At 63.1% G+C, this 19002-nt stretch carries 16 protein-coding genes, 1 tRNA gene and 1 pseudogene; 11 read left to right on the forward strand and 7 right to left on the reverse strand.

Annotated features, from left to right (window positions below):
- The first annotated feature begins 12 nt into the window (after window positions 1–12).
- Window positions 13–1152: a DegT/DnrJ/EryC1/StrS family aminotransferase gene (locus tag DES43_RS05610; protein ID WP_035023134.1), complete on the forward strand. Its 1140-nt coding sequence runs from the start codon at window positions 13–15 to the stop codon at window positions 1150–1152.
- A 120-nt stretch (window positions 1153–1272) separates the two neighbouring features.
- Here the strand turns inward: DES43_RS05610 and cysQ are convergent, their stop codons facing one another.
- The 3 genes and pseudogenes from cysQ to cysD form a co-directional block, all read right to left on the reverse strand.
- Entirely contained in the window at window positions 1273–2103 is an 831-nt protein-coding gene (gene cysQ, locus DES43_RS05615) for a 3'(2'),5'-bisphosphate nucleotidase CysQ (protein ID WP_084496382.1), read from the reverse strand.
- Window positions 2066–4003 carry a sulfate adenylyltransferase subunit CysN gene (cysN, locus tag DES43_RS05620; RefSeq protein ID WP_035023140.1) on the reverse strand — a complete coding sequence of 646 codons (1938 nt, stop codon included), beginning with the start codon at window positions 4001–4003 and terminating at the stop codon, window positions 2066–2068. The genes cysQ and cysN overlap by 38 nt, the downstream gene beginning before the upstream one ends.
- Before the next feature lies 1 nt (window position 4004).
- A pseudogene (gene cysD, locus DES43_RS05625) lies at window positions 4005–4910 on the reverse strand (sulfate adenylyltransferase subunit CysD).
- Between the two features lie 384 nt (window positions 4911–5294).
- Between cysD and DES43_RS05630 the strand changes: the two are divergent.
- Window positions 5295–6590, forward strand: coding sequence for an O-antigen ligase family protein (locus DES43_RS05630; RefSeq protein ID WP_133674842.1), 1296 nt, complete (start codon window positions 5295–5297; stop codon window positions 6588–6590).
- A 76-nt stretch (window positions 6591–6666) separates the two neighbouring features.
- Here DES43_RS05630 and DES43_RS05635 read toward each other — a convergent pair whose 3' ends face one another.
- Complete coding sequence (locus tag DES43_RS05635) at window positions 6667–7260, reverse strand: biotin transporter BioY (protein WP_035023149.1); 594 nt, start codon at window positions 7258–7260, stop codon at window positions 6667–6669.
- A gap of 128 nt (window positions 7261–7388) precedes the next feature.
- On the opposite strand from DES43_RS05635, the gene DES43_RS05640 reads away from it, so the two are divergent.
- Entirely contained in the window at window positions 7389–8297 is a 909-nt protein-coding gene (locus tag DES43_RS05640) for an MBL fold metallo-hydrolase (RefSeq protein WP_035023152.1), read from the forward strand.
- Between the two features lie 102 nt (window positions 8298–8399).
- Here the strand turns inward: DES43_RS05640 and DES43_RS05645 are convergent, their stop codons facing one another.
- The gene (locus DES43_RS05645) at window positions 8400–9167 is read right to left on the reverse strand and encodes a DUF1499 domain-containing protein (RefSeq protein ID WP_035023155.1); all 768 of its coding nucleotides are present in this window, start codon (window positions 9165–9167) and stop codon (window positions 8400–8402) included.
- 225 nt (window positions 9168–9392) lie between these two features.
- Between DES43_RS05645 and DES43_RS05650 the strand changes: the two genes are divergently transcribed.
- Entirely contained in the window at window positions 9393–9749 is a 357-nt protein-coding gene (locus DES43_RS05650; RefSeq protein ID WP_035023158.1) for a hypothetical protein, read from the forward strand.
- Window positions 9750–9758: 9 nt separating this feature from the next.
- Here DES43_RS05650 and ppdK read toward each other — a convergent pair whose 3' ends face one another.
- The gene (gene ppdK, locus DES43_RS05655; RefSeq protein WP_035023161.1) at window positions 9759–12425 is read right to left on the reverse strand and encodes a pyruvate, phosphate dikinase; all 2667 of its coding nucleotides are present in this window, start codon (window positions 12423–12425) and stop codon (window positions 9759–9761) included.
- 277 nt (window positions 12426–12702) lie between these two features.
- On the opposite strand from ppdK, the gene DES43_RS05660 reads away from it, so the two are divergent.
- Together DES43_RS05660 and DES43_RS05665 are read left to right on the forward strand one after the other, a co-directional pair.
- A complete protein-coding gene (locus tag DES43_RS05660) occupies window positions 12703–13047 on the forward strand; it encodes a VOC family protein (protein ID WP_035023491.1) in 345 nt (114 codons plus the stop codon).
- A 214-nt stretch (window positions 13048–13261) separates the two neighbouring features.
- Window positions 13262–13336 (forward strand) — tRNA-Gln (locus DES43_RS05665).
- A gap of 54 nt (window positions 13337–13390) precedes the next feature.
- On the opposite strand, the gene DES43_RS05670 is transcribed toward DES43_RS05665, so the two are convergent.
- Window positions 13391–14290, reverse strand: a complete 900-nt coding sequence (locus tag DES43_RS05670; RefSeq protein WP_035023164.1) for a LysR family transcriptional regulator — start codon at window positions 14288–14290, stop codon at window positions 13391–13393.
- A gap of 113 nt (window positions 14291–14403) precedes the next feature.
- Here DES43_RS05670 and DES43_RS05675 point away from each other — a divergent pair, with 113 nt between their 5' ends.
- The 5 genes from DES43_RS05675 to DES43_RS05695 all read left to right on the forward strand — a co-directional run bounded on the left by DES43_RS05675 (window position 14404) and on the right by DES43_RS05695 (window position 18989).
- Window positions 14404–15336: a ring-cleaving dioxygenase gene (locus DES43_RS05675; RefSeq protein ID WP_035023167.1), complete on the forward strand. Its 933-nt coding sequence runs from the start codon at window positions 14404–14406 to the stop codon at window positions 15334–15336.
- Window positions 15337–15388: 52 nt separating this feature from the next.
- A complete protein-coding gene (locus DES43_RS05680; protein WP_035023170.1) occupies window positions 15389–16009 on the forward strand; it encodes an alpha/beta hydrolase in 621 nt (206 codons plus the stop codon).
- Between the two features lie 130 nt (window positions 16010–16139).
- Window positions 16140–17096 carry a pirin family protein gene (locus tag DES43_RS05685; protein WP_035023173.1) on the forward strand — a complete coding sequence of 319 codons (957 nt, stop codon included), beginning with the start codon at window positions 16140–16142 and terminating at the stop codon, window positions 17094–17096.
- A 14-nt stretch (window positions 17097–17110) separates the two neighbouring features.
- Window positions 17111–18679: a VOC family protein gene (locus tag DES43_RS05690; protein WP_035023176.1), complete on the forward strand. Its 1569-nt coding sequence runs from the start codon at window positions 17111–17113 to the stop codon at window positions 18677–18679.
- Window positions 18672–18989, forward strand: coding sequence for a GNAT family N-acetyltransferase (locus DES43_RS05695; protein WP_035023179.1), 318 nt, complete (start codon window positions 18672–18674; stop codon window positions 18987–18989). The genes DES43_RS05690 and DES43_RS05695 overlap by 8 nt, the downstream gene beginning before the upstream one ends.
- The last annotated feature ends 13 nt before the right edge of the window (window positions 18990–19002 follow it).

The following is a 19002-nucleotide window of genomic DNA, read 5'->3' on the forward strand; positions in this document are numbered from 1 at the left end:
ATTGGAGCAATCATGCAGTTCATCGATCTCAACGCACAGCGCGAACGCATCCGCGACCGGCTCAAAGCCGCCATCGACCGCGTCGTTGACGATGGCCGTTACATTCTGGGGCCGCAGGTTGCGGAACTGGAACAGAAACTCGCCGACTATGTGGGCACGAAACATGTCGTTGCCTGTGCCAACGGCACCGATGCGCTGCTGCTGCCGCTCTATGCCTCCGGCATCGGGCGCGGCGACGCCGTGTTCGTGCCGAGCTTCACCTTTGCCGCGACGGCCGAGGTGGTAGCGCTCGCCAAGGCCGAGCCCGTCTTCGTCGACGTCGATCCCGACACCTACAACATCGACATCGCCAGCCTTGAGGCGGCAATCGAGATGGTCAAGAAGGAGGGGCGCCTGCAACCGAAGGCGATCATCCCGGTCGACCTGTTCGGCCTCTGCGCCGACTATGACGCCATCATGCAGATCGCCAAACGCGAGAACCTGCTTGTGATCGAGGACGCCGCCCAGTCGATCGGCGGGTCTGCGGAGGGCGGAATGTGCGGCGCGTTCGGCCATGTCGCCGGAACCAGCTTCTACCCGGCCAAGCCCCTCGGCTGCTACGGGGATGGCGGCGCCATGTTCACCAACGACGGCGACCTTGCCGAGCGCCTGCGCTCCTTCGCCTTCCATGGCAAGGGCGAAACCCAGTACGACAATATCCATGTCGGCATCAATTCGCGCCTCGACACGCTTCAGGCGGCGATCCTGATCGAGAAGCTCGCCATCCTGGAAGAAGAGATGGACGCCCGCCGCAAGGTGGCAGCACGCTATGCCGACGGGCTCGGCGACATCGTCAAGGCCGCGGCCAATCCCGATCAGGGCCGCTCCGCCTGGGCGCAATACGCCATCGAAACACCGAAGCGCGACCGACTGAAGGCGCATTTGCAGGAAAAGGGCATTCCCTCGGTCATCTATTACGTGAAGCCCCTGCACGCGCAGGTCGCCTATCGCAACTTTCCTCGCACCCCGACCGGGCTTGCCGTGTCGGAGGGCCTGCCGCATCGCATCCTGTGCCTGCCAATGCATCCCTATCTGTCGGAAGACGATCAGGACCGCATCATCGAGACGATCCGCAACTATATCGGCTCGAACTCGGCAGCCGCTGCGGAATAGAGCATCGGACCGAAAAGTGTACTCGGTTTTCGGATTATTCCGATGCTCAAACAAAATGTTAGAGCGTCCTTTGTGCGTCCGAAAGGACGCACGGCGCTCTAGCTGCGCAAAGCCGGCCCGTCAGGCCGGCTCCCTCCCCCGCGCGATAAAGAACGGATTGGAGAAATCCACATCGCCGTCGCGATTGCGCTTGCCATAGGCGAGCGGGGCGCCGTCCACGGTTCGCGTCATGCCCCCGGCCGCGCGAAGAACGGCGTCGCCGGCGGCGGTGTCCCACTCCATGGTGCGGCTGAAACGGGGATACAGGTCCGCCTCACCGGCAGCCAGCAGGCAGAACTTCAGCGACGAGCCGACCGAAACGATCTCGGCCATGCCGAGGCGCGCGATGTAGTCTTCCGTCTCGGGCGTATTGTGCGAGCGGCTGGCCACCACGGTGGGCGGCATGACCGGATCACGCGCGCCGATACGCTGGCGTGCGCAAATGGTATAGTTGTCACCGACCCACAGCGTTTCCGCCAACCCCGGCCGCCCCGAGAAAAAACGACCGCTGCACGGGGCAAAGACGACGCCGACTTCCGGAACGCCGTCGCGGATCAGCGCGATATTGACGGTGAAGTCGGCGCGGCGGTTCACGAATTCCTTGGTTCCATCCAGCGGATCGACCAGAAAGAATTCACGGCCGATCTCGCCCGGACGAATGCCTGCGGAGGTTTCCTCCTCAGCCACGCAGGCGATATCGGGAAAGCTGGCGCGCAGCCCTTCCAGGATGATGCGCTCGCTCGTCCTGTCGGCCTCTGTCACGGGAGAACTGTCGGCCTTGCTCTCTACTGTGCAGCCGGCCTTGAAGACACGCATGATCTCGCGCCCTGCTGCGAGCGCGAGCGCCTCGAACAAGGCAAGGACTTGCGTATCGTCAGATTCCGCCGCCGCTTTCGTACTGGTCCTGGGCAATGTCACGCTCTGTCAACCACCGTTCCACCGCCTCAACCATCTCTTCCGGGGTGCGGCCGAGGGTTTGCAGGCGTACCTCGGGGTTCTCCGGCGATTCGTAAGGCGAGTCCACTCCCGTAAAGTTGTCGATCTCGCCTTTCAACGCTTTCGCATACAATCCTTTCGGATCGCGTCGCACGCATTCCTCGAACGGAGTGTCGACGAACACCTCCACGAACTCGCCCTTCTTCGTCAGATCGCGCGCCAGTTGCCGCTCGGCGCGGAACGGTGAGATGAAGGAAACGATGACGATGAGCCCGGCATCTGCCATCAACCTTGCAACTTCGGCAACCCGCCGGATGTTCTCCGCCCGATCCTCCCCGGTGAACCCGAGATCCCTGTTGAGGCCATGGCGGACATTGTCCCCGTCGAGGACGTATGTATGCCGCCCGGCGGCGTGGAGCTTCTTTTCAAGCAGGTTGGCGATGGTCGACTTGCCCGAACCGGACAATCCCGTGAACCACAGCACCGCCGCGCGCTGGTGCTTGATCGCCGCACGCGCATCGCGGCTGACATCGAGAGACTGCCAGTGAATGTTGTCGGCCTGCCTGATGCCGTGGCGGATCATGCCCGCTCCGACAGTCGCATTGGTTATGCGGTCGATGAGGATGAAGGCGCCGGTCGCACGGTTTTCGACAAACGGATCGAAAGCCACCGGCGAGCGAAGGGAGACCGTGACCACGCCGACCTCGTTGAGCTCGAGCGTGCGTGCCTCTTCCTCCGTGAAGTCGTTGATGTTGAGCCGGTGGCTGATGGCATCGACCGTGGCGCTTGCCTGGTCCGTCGCCGTGCGCAGAACATAGGCAGCACCCGGTCGCAGCGCCTTCTCGTCGAACCACACCACCGAGGCAGAGAACCGGTCGCCAACCTGTGGGCGCGAACCCGGAGTTACCAGCACGTTGCCGCGCGACACCTCGACCTCCCGGTCGAGCACCAGCGTCACGGCCTGCCCTGCGACGGCTCTTTCGAGATCTCCCCCTTGCGCGACGATGCGCTTCACCCGCGCCGGCTTTCCGGATTTGGCGACGACGATCTCGTCACCCGGAGCGACCGCCCCGGAAGCTATGGTGCCGGCAAACCCACGGAAGTCGAGATCGGGACGGTTGACATATTGCACCGGCAGTCGAAACGGCAGTTCGACCGCCTCGTCATCCACCACAACCCTTTCCAGATGCTCGACCAGCGTGGGTCCCTCATGCCAGTCCAGACGCGCGGAGCGCTGGCTGACATTGTCGCCATAACGCGCCGAAATCGGAATGGCCTCTATGGTGCGGAAACCGAGCCGGGCGGCAAAAGCACGGTATTCGGCCACGATGCGGTCGAATGCGTCCCGGTCGAAACCGACCAGATCGATCTTGTTGACGGCCAGTACGATGTGGCGAATGCCGAGCAGCGAGGCGATGACCGTGTGGCGCCGTGTCTGGCGCAGCACGCCCTGCCTGGCATCGACCAAAACGATGGCAAGATCGCAGGTCGAGGCGCCGGTCGCCATGTTGCGCGTGTATTGCTCGTGGCCGGGCGTGTCGGCAACGATGAACTTGCGTTTCGGCGTGGCGAAGAAGCGATAGGCAACGTCGATGGTAATGCCCTGTTCGCGCTCGGCCTCCAGTCCGTCGACCAGCAGAGCGAAGTCCACCTCGTCTCCGGTCGTGCCGTGACGGCGTGAATCGCGTTCGAGCGCCGCGAGCTGGTCCTCGAAGATCTGGCGCGTGTCCGACAGCAGCCGTCCGATCAGCGTGGATTTGCCATCGTCCACCGAACCGCAGGTCAGAAAGCGCAGAAGCGATTTCTTCTCCTGCGAGGCGAGGTAGGCGCGCACGCCCTCGACCGCATCGAGATTGTCTGGCGTCACATGCCGCATCTCAGAAATACCCTTCGCGCTTCTTCTTTTCCATGGAACCGGATTCGTCGCGATCGATCAGCCGCCCCTGACGCTCGGATGTGCGGGCGGTCAGCATCTCGCCGACGATGGCCTCCAGCGTATCGGCGCCCGATTCGATGGCACCGGTCAGCGGATAGCAGCCCAGCGTACGGAAGCGCACCAGGCGCTCCTGCACCTGCTCGCCGGGCAGAAGCGTCATGCGCTCGTCATCCTTGAGAATGAGCATGCCGTCGCGCTGCACGACGGGACGCCGCTTCGCGAAGTAGAGGGGAACGATTGGGATGTTCTCCTGCAATATGTACTGCCAGATATCGAGTTCGGTCCAGTTGGAGAGGGGAAACACGCGGATCTATTCGCCGGGCGAAATGCGCGTGTTGTAGATGTTCCACATCTCCGGGCGCTGGTTCTTCGGGTCCCAGGCGTGGCTTGCGTTGCGAAAGGAGAATATCCGCTCCTTCGCCCGCGACTTCTCCTCGTCGCGTCGCGCGCCGCCGAAGGCCGCGTCGAAACCGTATTTGTCCAGCGCCTGCCGCAGCGCCACCGTTTTCATGACATGGGTGTGCGTGTTGGAACCATGGTCGAACGGGTTGATGCCATCGCGGACCCCGTCCTCGTTGACGTGTACGATCAGGTCGAAGCCCAGACGCGCCGCCATCTCGTCGCGGAACGAGATCATCTCGCGGAACTTCCATGTCGTATTGACATGCAGGAACGGGAAAGGCGGCCTGGCCGGATAAAAGGCCTTGAAAGCCAGGTGCATCAGCACGGACGAATCCTTGCCGACGGAATAAAGCATCACCGGCTTCGAGAAGCTTGCAGCAACCTCCCGGAATATGTGTATGGATTCCGCCTCCAGCCGCTGGAGATGGGTGAGCACCGGCGCCATGTCAGCCTGCTTTCCTTTCAACCGACCAGAAGCGACCTCCGGATGCCGCATGGCCCGCCATGGTGGCCTGCTCTGGGGAGCCCGCCCACGGACTGAGTTTTGCCTGCGTCGGAAATCTGCGTCTGCGCCCGTTTTCTAGCGGTCATGGTGCTCATAACCAACGTAACGGAAACTCATTGCATGTTGAGGATGCGATGATTTTTCTACAGGAAGGACGATGCAGGGAAGAATCGTGCAGCAGGCCCTGGCCTGATCCCCTGCCATCAAATAGGCATCATTTTCGGTGTCTAAAGACGGCGCTACGGTCTGGCACCGGGTCTGAGAGGGAGCCCGTTCCCGGCGGGCCGGACCGCTTTGGAGAGGCCGGCGAACAGGTTGTTCGCCGTGATCGGAACGGGACCAGTGCAGATATTGCAGAAACTCGGTTTTGCCCATAGCGGGCTTCGCTTGCCATTTGCATCGCTGCCCGAGGATGGGATCGCGCGCAACAACGCGATTTCCGCTTTTCTGATGGGTGCCTTGCCGCCAGCGGCCGGCAGCGCCATTTCGGTGCTGCTCTTTACATTCTTCGTTTGGGCGCTTGTTTCCATGGCTTTCGGGCGCTTCGCGTTCCGCATGACCCGTTCGGACCGGCTGCTGGCATGGACATGCACTCTTTTCGTGGGCCTGATCGTGCTCACGGCGCTTGTCGGAGAAAACAGCTCCCAGGCGCCACGTTCCTTTGTCTGGTTGCTTACCTTCCTCGCCCCCTGGGCGATCATCCCGCGATTGCGCGCCAGCGAGGGTGTCGACTATCTGTCGCCTTACATTACCGGCGCGGCCGTCGGCGCGATCGCGGCCTGCCTGATCGCCTTCGTCCAGTTGGCCATCTTCGACGTGCGGCCGGCTAGCGGCGCCGGCAATGAAGCCGTCTTCGGCATGATGTCGCTCTGCCTGATGGGATTGGGCGGGCTCAAAATCGGGTCGGACACGCGCGCGGGCATACTTCTGGGACTGGTCGCCATCGGGGCGGGTCTGGCTGCAATCCTGATGTCCCTGACCAGGGGTGTCGCCCTTTCAGCCATACCCGTCTTGCTGCTGCTCGCTGTTTTCGCCCCGCTGAAATTGCGCGCCGTAATCCTGCGCCCGGCCACAATTCCGGCTTTCATAGCCGCATTCGTCATCCTGTACTTCATACAGGATGCGCTGGATGCGCGCTTTCAGGAAACCGTGGGCGAACTGGGTATCCTGCTCCACAACGGCAACACCGACGGTCCCATCGGCGAACGCGTGAGATTGTGGCATGCCGCGCTGGAGGCGATCCGCCAATCCCCCATCCTGGGTTACGGCATCCAGAACCGGATGGATGCGCTGGTTCCGACCCTCATGCTCGACGGGAATGCCATCCGTGGCTTCACCCACGCACATAACAGCGTTCTGACCTTCATGCTGGACGGCGGCGTTCTCGTGCTCAGCGCCATGATCGGCGTCCTGTGCATGCCGGTCGTGCTGGCATGGCGCGCGCCACGCGATGCCAGCTACCGGATGCGGCTGTTCGCAGCGCTGATCGTGTGCGGCTCCTACGCGCTGTGCGGCATGACCCAGATCATGTTCAAGCACGACATCATGGATTCGTTCTTCGTATTCTTCTCGATCCTGATCGCTGCGTCGATCCCGGACGATGAGAGGCAAGCCCGCTGAACAATTCCTTTGCCGGACAACAAAAACGCCCGGCACTTTACGTGCCGAGCGCTTGATTTTCTCGCGATTGCGTCGATCAGCGGAAGCGCGCGACGATGGACCAGACGGCCGGAACGAGGCTCGCGGCCAGCGCGACCTTGATCAGATCGCCGACAATGAACGGCATCACACCGAACTGCCACGCCTTGTCGGCGCCGATCAGCAGGGCGAGCCATGCGAAACCCATCGCCATCATGACGACCTCGGCAGCCATGAAAGCGCCGAACAGCCTGAAGGGGTTGCGGTCGAGGCCACGATCGGCAGCCCAGCCGGCAATGGCGGCCATCGCGACGAAGCCGGCCAGATAACCGCCGGTGGTGCCAAGCATATAGGCAATGCCGACACCCTTTTCAGGCGAGCTCTGGAAAACGGGCAGCCCCATTGCGCCCTGTGCCATGTAGAGCAGCAGGGTTGCGACGGCGAGGCGCATGCCGAAGGCGGACGCGATCAGCAAAACAGCCAGCGTCTGCAGAGAAATATCGACCGGGCCGAGGAAAACCTTGGTCTTGGCGGAAACCGTCAGCAACAGCGTGCCGCCTATGGCGAGGAAGAGTTGCGCGGCCAGCCGCGCAGCGCCCTTTTCGGGCAAAGCCAGAGAAACAAGCGGACGCATCGTCGTTGCAATTGCCATGATCTTCCTCATTCCGTTAGTCAGGCGTTTGGGCAGGTGCGGTCATCGCGCAGCACGTTTCCCCTATATTGTCTTACGTGCTATGCGGCAAATGGTTTCGCAGCGCAGCATACCGGACGGCACATTCCATGGCACTAGAATTCGACACGGGTTTCGAGCCGGCTCACGGTTCTTTCGTAAGCGTCGCACCCGACATTCTGCGGGTCACGGCGCCGAACGCCTCGGCATTCACATTCCACGGAACCAACAGCTACATTGTCGGGCACGACACGCTCGCCGTCATCGATCCCGGCCCCGACGACGAGCGCCATCTGAAAACCCTTCTCGATGCCATCGCCGGACGGCCGGTGAGCCACATTTTCGTCAGCCACACGCATCGCGACCACTCCCCACTCGCCAGACGCCTCAAGGCTGCAACGGGCGCCCTCGTGCTCGCGGAAGGCCCTCACCGCCCGGCGCGCGAACTAGCGATTGGCGAGGTCAATGCGCTGGATGAGAGCAACGACACCGATTTCATGCCCGACATCGCCCTGCCCGACAATGCGGTCGTCGATGGCGACGGCTGGTCGATCCGTGCCGTGCACACACCTGGCCATGCGGCCAACCATGCGGCTTTTTCCCTCGAGAACACCGGCATCCTGTTCAGCGCCGATCATGTGATGGCATGGTCCACCAGCATCGTCGCCCCGCCCGACGGAGCGATGGCGGACTACATGGCCTCGCTCGAAAGGCTGCTGGAACGGGACGACCGGCTGCTGCTGCCCGGCCATGGCGGTCCCGTCACCCAGCCGAAAGCGTTCATGAGAGGGCTGAAAGCACATCGAAAGATGCGCGAACGCGCCATCATCGAGCGTCTCCAGCAGGGAGACCGCACCATCGGCGACATGGTCAGGGTCATCTATCGCGAAACCGATCCGCGCCTGCACGGCGCTGCCGGCCTCTCAATCCTTGCGCATCTGGAAGATCTTGTCAGCCGTGGTCTGGCGACGACCCGCGGCGCGCCGGCAATCGACGGCATCTACGAACCGGGAAGGTAAGCTGGCCGGACGGACAATTCCGCTTCGCCGAAACGCCAGAAACGCTCCGACTCCCGGTTCCGCGCGATTGCGGACATGACATGTCACCCGTTCCGGATTGCCCTACTGTCCCTGCTCGATGCCGGTCTGGCCCGTGACCTCCTGATCCAGTTCCCTGAGGAACCCGACGATGCGGTCGGCATTGTCGCCGAGATCGTGGCGGCCGTAGCGAGACGCGGAGCGCATGTCGACGAAACTTGTCTCGTCGTCACCGGTGACGCGGATGGCCACATCGACCGGCAATTCGAGCACGAAGCTGGTTGCGGTTGCGGTGACGAGCATTTCCCGCAGCTCCCCATCATCCAGAGCTGGCATGGTGGAACTGTTCCACCCTTGCCGGCGAAGCACGTTCTGAACCATCCTCACAGCCTCGGGGAACGGCAGATCATAGCGACGGCCGTTGACCAGCGGATAGGTTTCCGCCTGAAGCCGCCGCTCGCCGGGCGTCGCTTCAAAAACGCGGCCATCGGCAAACGCCGGCGCGGTTTCGAGGTCGGTGGAAATGTCACGCAGCGGCGGGAATGTCAGCGCCCAGTAGGACGCAACCGCATAGGGTGCCAGCACGGTCAGCGCAATCAGCGCTCCCACGGTCAGATCGCGCCCACCGCGGTCGCCGAAGCTCCACAGGCGGGCAAAGGCCCAGCCTGAAAAAAGCAGGGCAAGGGCGGCCAGAAGCGCCACCAGCGCCAGAACCCACAGGAAGGCAGGCGTTTCGACGAGGCCGAAATGGTGGCCGGTCCATGCCGTGAGCAGGAGCACCGCCGAAAATGCTGCCGTGCGGCGCGACCAGCCTGCCGCCATGGTGGTCCGCCGTTCAGGAAATGCCGTCATCGCCCGCCATCGAAGTCTTTCCGGGTGACAGACTTAGAGCATCGGGGCGAAAAGGGGAATCCGGTTTTCGGAAGACCGCACCGCTCGCTCAAGGATTTTCGGGCGCTCTTCATCAAAGTTGATGCGCTGCGCTCCTCACCGGCGGCCACCCTGCCCCGGGACGCCACAATGCAGCCACGCTGACGGTAAATGCTTTCTTAAACTGGCGAAGACAGGGCCATCGGCATGGGAGCACAGCTCGACGAAAAGGTGCTGGAAGAGACATTGGCGGAAAGCCTGGCCGAGATCGCGTCCGAGGCAAATTCGGTTTCGGACGAAGAGTTCGCGCAGATTGCGGGCGAGGCCCTTGAATCGGTCGGTGGCCGGCTTCTCTTCAAGGTGCGTACCGGCAACGGCGAGACGGAGGAGCATGTCGCCGCCGGCTGTATCGGCGACGGTGACAGCCGGCAGTTCCTGCTGCTTTCCCAGCCTGTATGCGGGGGGCCGCTGAAAGTCGAGACAGCCTCGAAAAGCGGCAATCCGCTCGCCGGAATCGCCGCTTCCTATGCCGCCCTCATGGATGCGCTGAACGCCGCAGCGTAATTTTCCCGCTCAACCTGCCTTGCGGATGGCCGACTGCGCCGCCGCTAGCCGGGCGATCGGCACGCGGAACGGCGAGCACGACACATAGTCGAGCCCGACCTCCTCGCAGAAGCGGATCGAGGCCGGATCGCCGCCATGCTCGCCGCAGATTCCGAGCTTGATGCCGGGCCGTGTCGCCCTGCCCTTCTCGGCTCCGAGGCGAACCAGTTCCCCGACACCTTCGATGTCGAGCGACACGAACGGGTCCTGATCGATGATGCCCTTCTGTCGGTAGATTTCGAGGAAGCTCGCCGCATCGTCGCGTGAGATGCCGAAGGTCGTCTGCGTCAGGTCGTTGGTGCCGAAGGAGAAGAACTCGGCGGTTTCGGCAATGAAATTGGCGCGGATCGCGGCGCGCGGCAGTTCGATCATCGTTCCGGTGAGGTATTCGATGGCGACTCCGGTTTCGTCCATCACGCTCTTTGCAACAGCATCGATGCGGGCCTTGACGTAGTCGAGCTCCTTCTTGAGGCCGACCAGCGGCACCATGATTTCCGGCACCACCAGCTTGCCGGCCCTGCGGCCGGCTTCCACTGCCGCCTCGAAGATGGCGCGGGCCTGCATCTCGGCGATCTCGGGATAGGAGACAGCCAGGCGGCAACCGCGATGGCCGAGCATCGGGTTGAACTCGTGCAGGGCTTCGGTGCGCTGGCGCAGCTTGTCGGACGAAACGCCCATGCCCGCGGCCACCTCGACCAGTTCCTCCTCGGTCTTGGGAAGGAACTCGTGCAGAGGCGGATCGAGCAGGCGGATCGTCACCGGCAGGCCAGCCATGATCTCGAACAGTTCGAGGAAATCCGACCTCTGCATCGGCAGCAGCTTGGCGAGCGCTGCGCGCCGGTCCTTCTCGGTATCGGCAAGGATCATCTCGCGCATGGAAACGATGCGGTCGCCGTCGAAGAACATATGCTCTGTGCGGCAAAGGCCGATGCCCTCCGCGCCGAAGGAATGGGCCATGCGCGCATCCGCCGGGGTTTCGGCGTTGGTGCGCACCTTCATGCGCCGCGCCGCGTCCGCCCATTCCATGATGGCGGCGAAATCGCCGGACAGTTCCGGCTGGAGCATCGGCACCGCGCCCTTCAGCACCTGGCCCGAACCGCCGTCGATGGTGATGATGTCGCCCTTGCGGAAGGTCTGGCCGAGCGCGGTCAGCGTGCCGTTCCTGTGATCGACGCGCAGCGAGCCGACGCCGGAGACGCAGGGCTTGCCCATGCCGCGTGCAACGACGGCCGCATGGCTGGTCATACCGCCACGCGTGGTGAGGATGCCTTGCGCGGCGTGCATGCCATGGATGTCTTCCGGGCTGGTCTCGACACGAACGAGGATGACCTTGCGGCCGACCGACTTCATCTCCTCCGCCTCGTCGGAGGAGAACACGATCTCGCCCGTCGCCGCACCCGGCGAGGCAGGCAGGCCGACGCCGATGACATCGCGCGCGGCCTTGGGGTCGATGGTCGGGTGCAGAAGCTGGTCGAGCGAGGCCGGATCGATGCGGCAGACTGCCTCTTCCCTGGTGATCAGCCCTTCATTGGCCATGTCGACGGCGATCTTCAGCGCCGCCCTTGCGGTGCGCTTGCCGGACCGCGTCTGCAACATCCACAGCTTGCCGCGCTCGATGGTGAATTCGAGGTCCTGCATGTCGCGGTAGTGGTTTTCCAGCCGCTGCGAAATCTCGACGAAGCTGCGGAACGCCTCCGGCATCAGCTTTTCCAGCGACGGCCGGTCGGAACCGGCGGCGATGCGCGCCGCCTCGGTGATGTTCTGCGGCGTGCGGATGCCGGCCACCACGTCCTCGCCCTGCGCGTTGACGAGGAACTCGCCATAGAGCGAGTTCTCGCCGGTCGAGGGGTTGCGGGTGAAGGCCACGCCGGTGGCGGAAGTGTCGCCCATATTGCCGAACACCATGGCCTGCACATTGACGGCCGTGCCCCAGCTTTCGGGAATGTCGTGCAGGCGCCGGTAGGTGATGGCGCGCTGGTTCATCCAGCTCGAGAACACTGCGCCGATGGCGCCCCAGAGCTGCTCACGCGGGTCCTGCGGGAACGGCTTTTCCAGTTCCTCCTGAATCCTGGCCTTGTAGAGGTCGATGACCTCCTGCCACTCGACGGCGCTCAGATCGGTGTCGAGCTCGTGGCCGAGGCGGGCCTTGGCGTCCTCCAGGATTTCCTCGAACACCTCATGGTCGAGCCCCAGCACCACATTGGAATACATCTGGATGAAGCGGCGATAGCTGTCATAGGCAAAGCGCGCATCGCCCGAATCGGAAGCCAGCGCCTCGACCGTCTCGTCGTTGAGGCCGAGATTGAGCACCGTATCCATCATGCCTGGCATGGAGGCGCGCGCGCCGGAGCGCACCGAAACCAGCAACAGCTTCGCCGGATCGCCGAAACGGCGGCCGGTCGCCTTGCCGATGTGGTCGAGCGCGGCATCGAGCTGCGTCTCGAACTCCTGCGGGTAGCGGCGACCGTTGGCATAGTACCAGTTGCACATCTCGGTGGTGATGGTGAAGCCGGGCGGCACCGGCAGCCCGAGGCTGCACATTTCGGCGAGGTTCGCGCCCTTGCCGCCGAGAAGGTTCCTGTCCCCGGCGCGCCCTTCGGCCGCTCCGTCACCGAAGGTGTACACCCACTTGCTCATGCCTTCTCCCCGGCTTGCTGTGGTCGACATGCCCCGGCCGGGGCTGGATGCCGGCAGCGATAAGGTGCCGAAAAGCGAAAGGCAAGCGCGCGCTTGGCCTGCCCGCAATCTATATCGATTAAAGGTCCCGGCACATGCGTCGGCTCGCTTTCCGTTTGTTGCGGAAAACAACAAGCAGGATGGCCTGTTCCTGTGAAAACAAGTTGCCAGGGCCGCGCCACCCTGTTGCCGGACCATGAGAAATCCAATAGAACATAAAGAGAACATGGAGGATGCTATGAGACAGACAGGCAAGCTCGACTATATAGAAATGCCCGCCACCGGCGGTACGCTGGACAGCGTCAAGGCCTTCTACAGCACGGCCTTCTCGTGGTCCTTCACAGATTACGGCCCCAGCTACTCGGCTTTCAGCGAAGGGCTGGATGGCGGTTTCCATACCGACGCTTCTGAAGGATCATTAAAGCCCTTGCCGGTGCTCTACAGTGAAAATCTGGAGGAAACGCTGGGGGCGGTGACGGGAGCCGGGGGCAGGATCGTCAAACCCATTTTCTCCTTCCCCGGTGGACGGCGCTTCCATTTTGCCGACCCCGCGGGCAACGAACTGGCGGTCTGGGGAGAGTAGAACGGCACGTCTCCGCTCCCGATTGCCGGCATGGTCAACCCAGCATTCTGTCGTTCCGGATTCGCATCGGCGAATCCGGCTCTCGTGATTTTGTGTGGCTTTGCCTGGAAGCCACCCCCACATTCAGGGAGTATGCTTTAATCTCGACATGACGGATTGTGCTTTTCGCCGTCTCTGCCTATAAGGCCGCTCTGTCCGGTCTGGACAGTTCCGTTGGGGCGTCGCCAAGCGGTAAGGCATCGGTTTTTGGTACCGACATTCCCAGGTTCGAATCCTGGCGCCCCAGCCATACTATCCCCCTTCTGCCCTGAACCTTCACCGCCATCCGGCGCGGTCCACCGCTTCAGAAGCACCTGCTGTCGGCGACCCAATTTTCGAAGAAGTCTGAAAAGGTCGCGACCCTGAGCGGCAATCGCTCGTAGGGCGGATAGTAGAGCGTGAGCCATATCCGGGGTGCGTTCCAGTCGGACAGAATTTCCACGAGACGCCCGGCCGCGATATCCCCGTCAACGATGAAGCGGGGAAGCAGGGCAATTCCCTCGCCGTTGATGGCAAGCCGGGCAAGTATGTCGCCATTGTTGGCGCTGAATGAACCCACCGCCTTGTGAACGCGGCGGCTCGGCCCTCGGGAGAGTTCCCAGCTTTCGTCGCGCGCATCCGACCGATAGCTCAGGCATGCATGGTCGGCGAGATCGTCCGGCGTCGCCGGTGTCCCGCGCGCGCCCAGATAGGCTGGCGAAGCGACAAGCATCCGCTGCACCTCACAGATCTTGCGCCAGATGGTCGACTTGTCGTCCGGCGGTCCGGAAATCCGGATCGCGAGATCGTAGCCTTCCTCGACGATGTCGACGAAGCTGTCGGAAAGCGTCAGCGAGACATGGGTCTGCGGATAGAGCGTGGCGAACTGGGACAGCACAGGCGGCAGCACTTTGAGGCCGAGCGACATCGGGGCGCTGATGCGGATATTGCCGGAGGCGATGCCCTGCGCCTCGCGGGTTTCTTCCGCCGCGCGCGCCAGCCCTTCGGAGAGCGGCGCCACGCGCGCAGCATAGACGGCGCCCGCCGAAGTCAGCGACACCTGACGCGTCGTGCGCACCAGAAGCTGAACGCCGAGCTGGTCCTCAAGGCCGGCTATCGTGCGCGTCACGGAGGCCGGAGTAAGCCCAAGCTGGCGGGCCGCGCCGGCAAAGCTGCCCTGCTCGGCCACGGTCAGAAACACACGCACGGATTCGAGTTCGCCCATTTTTCATTATTACGATAAACGCAATAATAAATGCAAGATTATGGTTATTCCTACAAATGGAATGCGGTCCTATCCTGGGTCCAGCGAATTGAACCGCATGTGAGGACACTGCCATGCTTACCCAGATCAAAGGCTTGCATCACGTTACCTCGATGGCCGCGAATGCGCAGGAGAACAATGACTTCTTCACGAAGACGCTGGGCCTGCGCCGGGTCAAGAAAACCGTCAATTTCGACGCGCCCGACGTTTATCATCTTTATTATGGCGATGAGGTCGGCACCCCCGGAACGGTGATGACCTATTTTCCTTTCCCGCACATCGTCAAAGGCAACCGCGGCGCCGGCGAAGTATCGGAAACCGTATTCTCGGTGCCGAAAGGCACGCTGGGCTACTGGAAGGAGCGCTTCGTTGCGCAGGGCGTGACCGGGCTTGAGGAAAGCGAAGTCTTCGGCGAAAAGCGCCTGCGCTTTCCCGGCCCCGACGGCGACACTTTCGCGCTCGTGGAAGTGGATGGCGACAAGCGCCAGCCATTTGCGGCCGGTACGGTTCCGGCCGACGAAGGCGTCCATGGCTTCCATGGCGTGACCATGCGGCTGCGGGACGGCGGCGCGACCGGAGAGCTTCTGAAGTACATGGGTTACGAGGAAGTCGACCGTCAGGGGGCGCTGACCCGCTACGCCATCAAGGGCGGCAATGGCGCAGATTTCGTCGATCTCGAAGTGCTGCCCGGCGCTCCGGCGGCACGGCAGGGCGCCGGCTCGGTCCACCATGTTGCCTTTGCGGTCGAAAACCGCGCGGCGCAGGCCGAAGTGCGCAAGGCGTTGATGGACACCGGCTACCATGTCACCCCGATCATCGATCGCGACTATTTCTGGGCCATCTACTTCCGCACGCCGGGCGGTGTCCTGTTCGAGGTCGCCACCAACGAGCCCGGCTTCGACCGTGACGAAGACACCGCGCATCTGGGCGAGGCGCTGAAGCTTCCCGCGCAGCACGCCCATCTGCGCAGCCGCATCGAGGAAATCCTGCCTCCGATTGTCGACTGATGCCCCTCCCCGCCAAGCCACCTCGGCGGGGAACCGCCTCAAGGAGAACGTCATGTCCCGAGACGCTTATCATCATTCATTCAAACAGCCCGAGACTGGCGCACCGCTTGTCTTCACCTTTCACGGAACCGGCGGCGACGAACACCAGTTCACCGGCCTGATCGAGCAGATCCTGCCAGATGCCGGCATCGTCTCGCCGCGAGGCGACGTTTCCGAGCATGGCGCGAACCCCTTCTTCCGCAGAAAGGCGGAAGGCGTCTACGACATGGAGGATCTCGCCGCCCGCAGCGAAAAGATGATCGGGTTCGTCCGAGCTCATCGTGAAGAACATGAGGGCGCTCCCGTGTTCGGGCTCGGCTATTCCAACGGTGCGAATATTCTCGCTTCCGTTCTGTTCCAGGCGCCGGAGCTGTTCGACCGGGTGGTTCTGATGCACCCGCTGATCCCGTGGACACCCGCCGCCAATCCGGACCTGAAAGGTCGTCATGTCCTGATAACCGCAGGCCGTCACGACCCGATTTGTCCGCTTCCGCTCACGGAAACGCTGGCGAACCATCTCGAAGGTCAGGGGGCGAAAGTCGACCTGCAACTGCATGACGGCGGCCACGAGGTGAGGCAGCAGGAAGTGCACGCCATAGCGGCGTTCCTGTCGTCGGTTCCCGCTTCGCCATGAAACACAACGTAAATGCCCGGCGGCCGAACAGGCATTGACGCACCAGTGGCCGGACACAATGCTCGGCGTGGTATGAGGGAACCGCCAACAGCCAGCCGGATTTTCAATCAGCAAGCGAAAGAGGAACGCCATGAGCTGGATGCCCGACATCGAACCGAAATGCCCGGAAGCGGGCAGCATCGACGACATCGAGACGCTGATCGTGCCGCGTGCGCGCGACCTTGGCGGCTTCGAGGTGCGGCGGGCCCTGCCCGCGCCGAAACGCCAGATGGTTGGCCCCTTCATCTTCTTCGACCAGATGGGACCTGCCGAATTCATCGACGAAGGCGGCATCGATGTGCGCCCGCATCCGCATATCGGGCTCGCCACCGTGACCTACCTTTATCAGGGCGAGTTCCAGCATCGCGACAGCCTCGGCACAAACCAGATGATCTATCCGGGCGAAGTGAACTGGATGGTGGCCGGCAATGGCGTGACCCATTCCGAGCGCACAAGCGCACACACCCGCGCCCAGCCGCATCACTCCCTGTTCGGCATCCAGACCTGGGTGGCTCTGCCCGAAGCCGACGAGGACAGGCCCGCGACCTTCGAGCATCAGGACAAGGATGCGCTGCCTTTCATTACCGGCGAAGGCAAGCAGGTGCGGCTCATACTGGGCAATGCCTGGGGCGAGCGCGCGCCGGTGAAGACCTTCTCGGAAATGTTCTATGCCGACGCCGTGCTTTTGGCGGGAGCCAGGCTGCCTCTGCCCGACAATCACGAAGACCGCGGGATCTATGTCACCGAAGGCTCGGTGCTGATTGCCGGGCAGGAGTTCGAGGCAGGGCAGATGATGGTGTTTCGCCCCGGCGATCCCATCACCGTCACCGCGGGCGAACGTGGCGCACGGCTGATGCTGCTCGGCGGCGAGACGCTGAACGGCCCGCGCTACATCTCATGGAACTTCGTCGCCTCATCGAAGGAAAAGCTCGATGCCGCGAAGGAAGCCTGGATAAAGGGCGATTTCGAGCATGGCCGCTTCCGCCTCCCGCCGGACGACAATGCCGAATTCATTCCATTCCCGGCGATCGGATCGTCCGGTCACTGAAGAGGCGACCCATCATGCACCAGCAGGCCGGAAAGCCCGAAAGCGGCATCCATCATGTCACGCTGATCACGCGCAACGTGCAGGCGAATGTCGACTTCTATGCCGGTTTTCTCGGCCTGCGGCTGGTCAAGCGCACCGGCGGCTATGAGGATGCCGAGCAGCTTCACCTGTTCTACGGCGACGCCGCGGGCTCGCCGGGCACCCTCATCACCTTCCTTGTGTGGGAAGACGGCGCAACCGGACGGGTCGGCCACGGGCAGGTGTTCGAAATCGCGCTGGCCATACCGCCCTCCAGCATTGGCGAGTGGATGACCCGCTGCCTTCAGCACGGCATCGCCATGCAGGGCCCCTCGCGCGAGTTCGGCGAAACCGTGCTTCGGCTTAAGGACCCCGATGGCGTCATCGTCAAGCTGGCGGGGGTCGATATGCCTGCCCCGCATCCGTGGGGCGATGCCGGGCGTGGTCCTGCACGCCTGCGCGCCGTCACGATCCTTTCGGAAGCGCCGGAGGAAACCGCCGCCTTCATCACCCGCTTCGGCTATCGGCAAGGCCCGGTGGAGGGAAACACCACACGCATGCTTTCGGACACCGACGCCATCGATATCCGGGATGGCTCCGGCTTTGTGGAAGGCATCCCCGGCACAGGCACGGCCGATCACGTCGCCGTACGGGCGGCCAACATTGCCGCAATAGAGGCACTGGAAACGCAGCTTGCAACGCTCAATTCCTCGCCGACCAACGTTCATGACCGGCGCTACTTCACCTCGCTCTATGTACGCGAACCGGCAGGAACGCTGCTGGAGGTGGCCACGGACGGACCGGGCTTTGCTGTCGACGAGCCGCCGGACACACTTGGCACCACGCTGATGGTGCCGCCAGGCGATCAGCTGCGCGCGCAGGACCTTCGGGTCATGCTGCCCCAGTTCGCCATGCCGGGCCAGCCGCGCACGCCGCGCCGCGAATTGCCTTTCGTGCACCGCTTCTTCACGCCCGATGATCCGGACGGCAGCACCATGGTGCTTCTGCATGGCACAGGCGGCACGGAGGCGGACCTGATGCCGCTGGCGCACCGCATATCGCCGCACGCCACCTTGCTCGGCGTGCGCGGTCGCGCCCATGAAGAGGGCAATGCGCGCTGGTTTCGCCGGCTGGGGCCGACCAGCTTCGATCAGGCCGATATCCGCTCCGAAGCGGAAGCTTTCGCGGCATTCGTCGAGGGCGCCGTCGCGGGCTACGGACTCGATCCCGCCCGCATGACCTTCATGGGGTTGTCGAACGGCGCGAACTTTGCCGCTTCGGTGATGGGCCTGCAACCCGGCCACATCGCAAAAGCGATCCTGCTCCGTCCCATGATGGTGCTGGAAGATCCGCCCGCGACCGACCTTGCCGGTACCGAAGTTCTGATGATCGCCGGGGCGCGCGACCCCTTCTCCAATTTCGGCAGGCCGCTGGCGCAATGGCTGGAGGGTTCGGGCGCGATGCTCGACCTGCACACAATCGGTGCCGGACACGAACTGTCGCAGGAGGACGAAACCATAACGCGGGATTGGCTGCGCATAAGGCAAGGAGGCCGACATGGCTGACATCAGGATAGCCAGGGAAGAGCCGGAAGGACGGCGAGGCCGCTACGTCGCGCGGATCGATGGCATCGACGGCGAGGCTGAAATCACCTTCACCAGAAGGGGGCCGGCGCTGATCAGCGCCGACCACACAGGCGCGCCCGAGACGATGAAGGGAACGGGAGCGGCGGCGGCGCTGGTTTCGTTCATGGTCGAGGATGCCCGCAGCAACGGGTTCAGAATTCTTCCGCTATGCCCCTATGTGCGCAGCCAGTATCGCAAGAATCCGGATTGGGCGGATGTCATGACGCTGGCGCCCGGCCAGGAGCCATGACCTCGCCAGACAA

It is taken from the genome of Aquamicrobium defluvii (assembly GCF_004363725.1).
GTDB classification, from domain to species: Bacteria; Pseudomonadota; Alphaproteobacteria; order Rhizobiales; family Rhizobiaceae; genus Mesorhizobium; species Mesorhizobium defluvii.

What these genes read in the sequence shown, in the direction of transcription:
- DES43_RS05610 (WP_035023134.1), top strand. Translation starts at nt 13, where the DNA reads ATGCAGTTCATCGATCTCAACGCACAGCGCGAACGCATCCGCGACCGG.
- cysN (WP_035023140.1), bottom strand. Translation starts at nt 4,003, where the DNA reads ATGCGGCATGTGACGCCAGACAATCTCGATGCGGTCGAGGGCGTGCGC.
- DES43_RS05635 (WP_035023149.1), bottom strand. Translation starts at nt 7,260, where the DNA reads ATGGCAATTGCAACGACGATGCGTCCGCTTGTTTCTCTGGCTTTGCCC.
- DES43_RS05640 (WP_035023152.1), top strand. Translation starts at nt 7,389, where the DNA reads ATGGCACTAGAATTCGACACGGGTTTCGAGCCGGCTCACGGTTCTTTC.
- DES43_RS05645 (WP_035023155.1), bottom strand. Translation starts at nt 9,167, where the DNA reads ATGACGGCATTTCCTGAACGGCGGACCACCATGGCGGCAGGCTGGTCG.
- DES43_RS05650 (WP_035023158.1), top strand. Translation starts at nt 9,393, where the DNA reads ATGGGAGCACAGCTCGACGAAAAGGTGCTGGAAGAGACATTGGCGGAA.
- ppdK (WP_035023161.1), bottom strand. Translation starts at nt 12,425, where the DNA reads ATGAGCAAGTGGGTGTACACCTTCGGTGACGGAGCGGCCGAAGGGCGC.
- DES43_RS05660 (WP_035023491.1), top strand. Translation starts at nt 12,703, where the DNA reads ATGAGACAGACAGGCAAGCTCGACTATATAGAAATGCCCGCCACCGGC.
- DES43_RS05670 (WP_035023164.1), bottom strand. Translation starts at nt 14,290, where the DNA reads ATGGGCGAACTCGAATCCGTGCGTGTGTTTCTGACCGTGGCCGAGCAG.
- DES43_RS05675 (WP_035023167.1), top strand. Translation starts at nt 14,404, where the DNA reads ATGCTTACCCAGATCAAAGGCTTGCATCACGTTACCTCGATGGCCGCG.
- DES43_RS05680 (WP_035023170.1), top strand. Translation starts at nt 15,389, where the DNA reads ATGTCCCGAGACGCTTATCATCATTCATTCAAACAGCCCGAGACTGGC.
- DES43_RS05685 (WP_035023173.1), top strand. Translation starts at nt 16,140, where the DNA reads ATGAGCTGGATGCCCGACATCGAACCGAAATGCCCGGAAGCGGGCAGC.
- DES43_RS05690 (WP_035023176.1), top strand. Translation starts at nt 17,111, where the DNA reads ATGCACCAGCAGGCCGGAAAGCCCGAAAGCGGCATCCATCATGTCACG.
- DES43_RS05695 (WP_035023179.1), top strand. Translation starts at nt 18,672, where the DNA reads ATGGCTGACATCAGGATAGCCAGGGAAGAGCCGGAAGGACGGCGAGGC.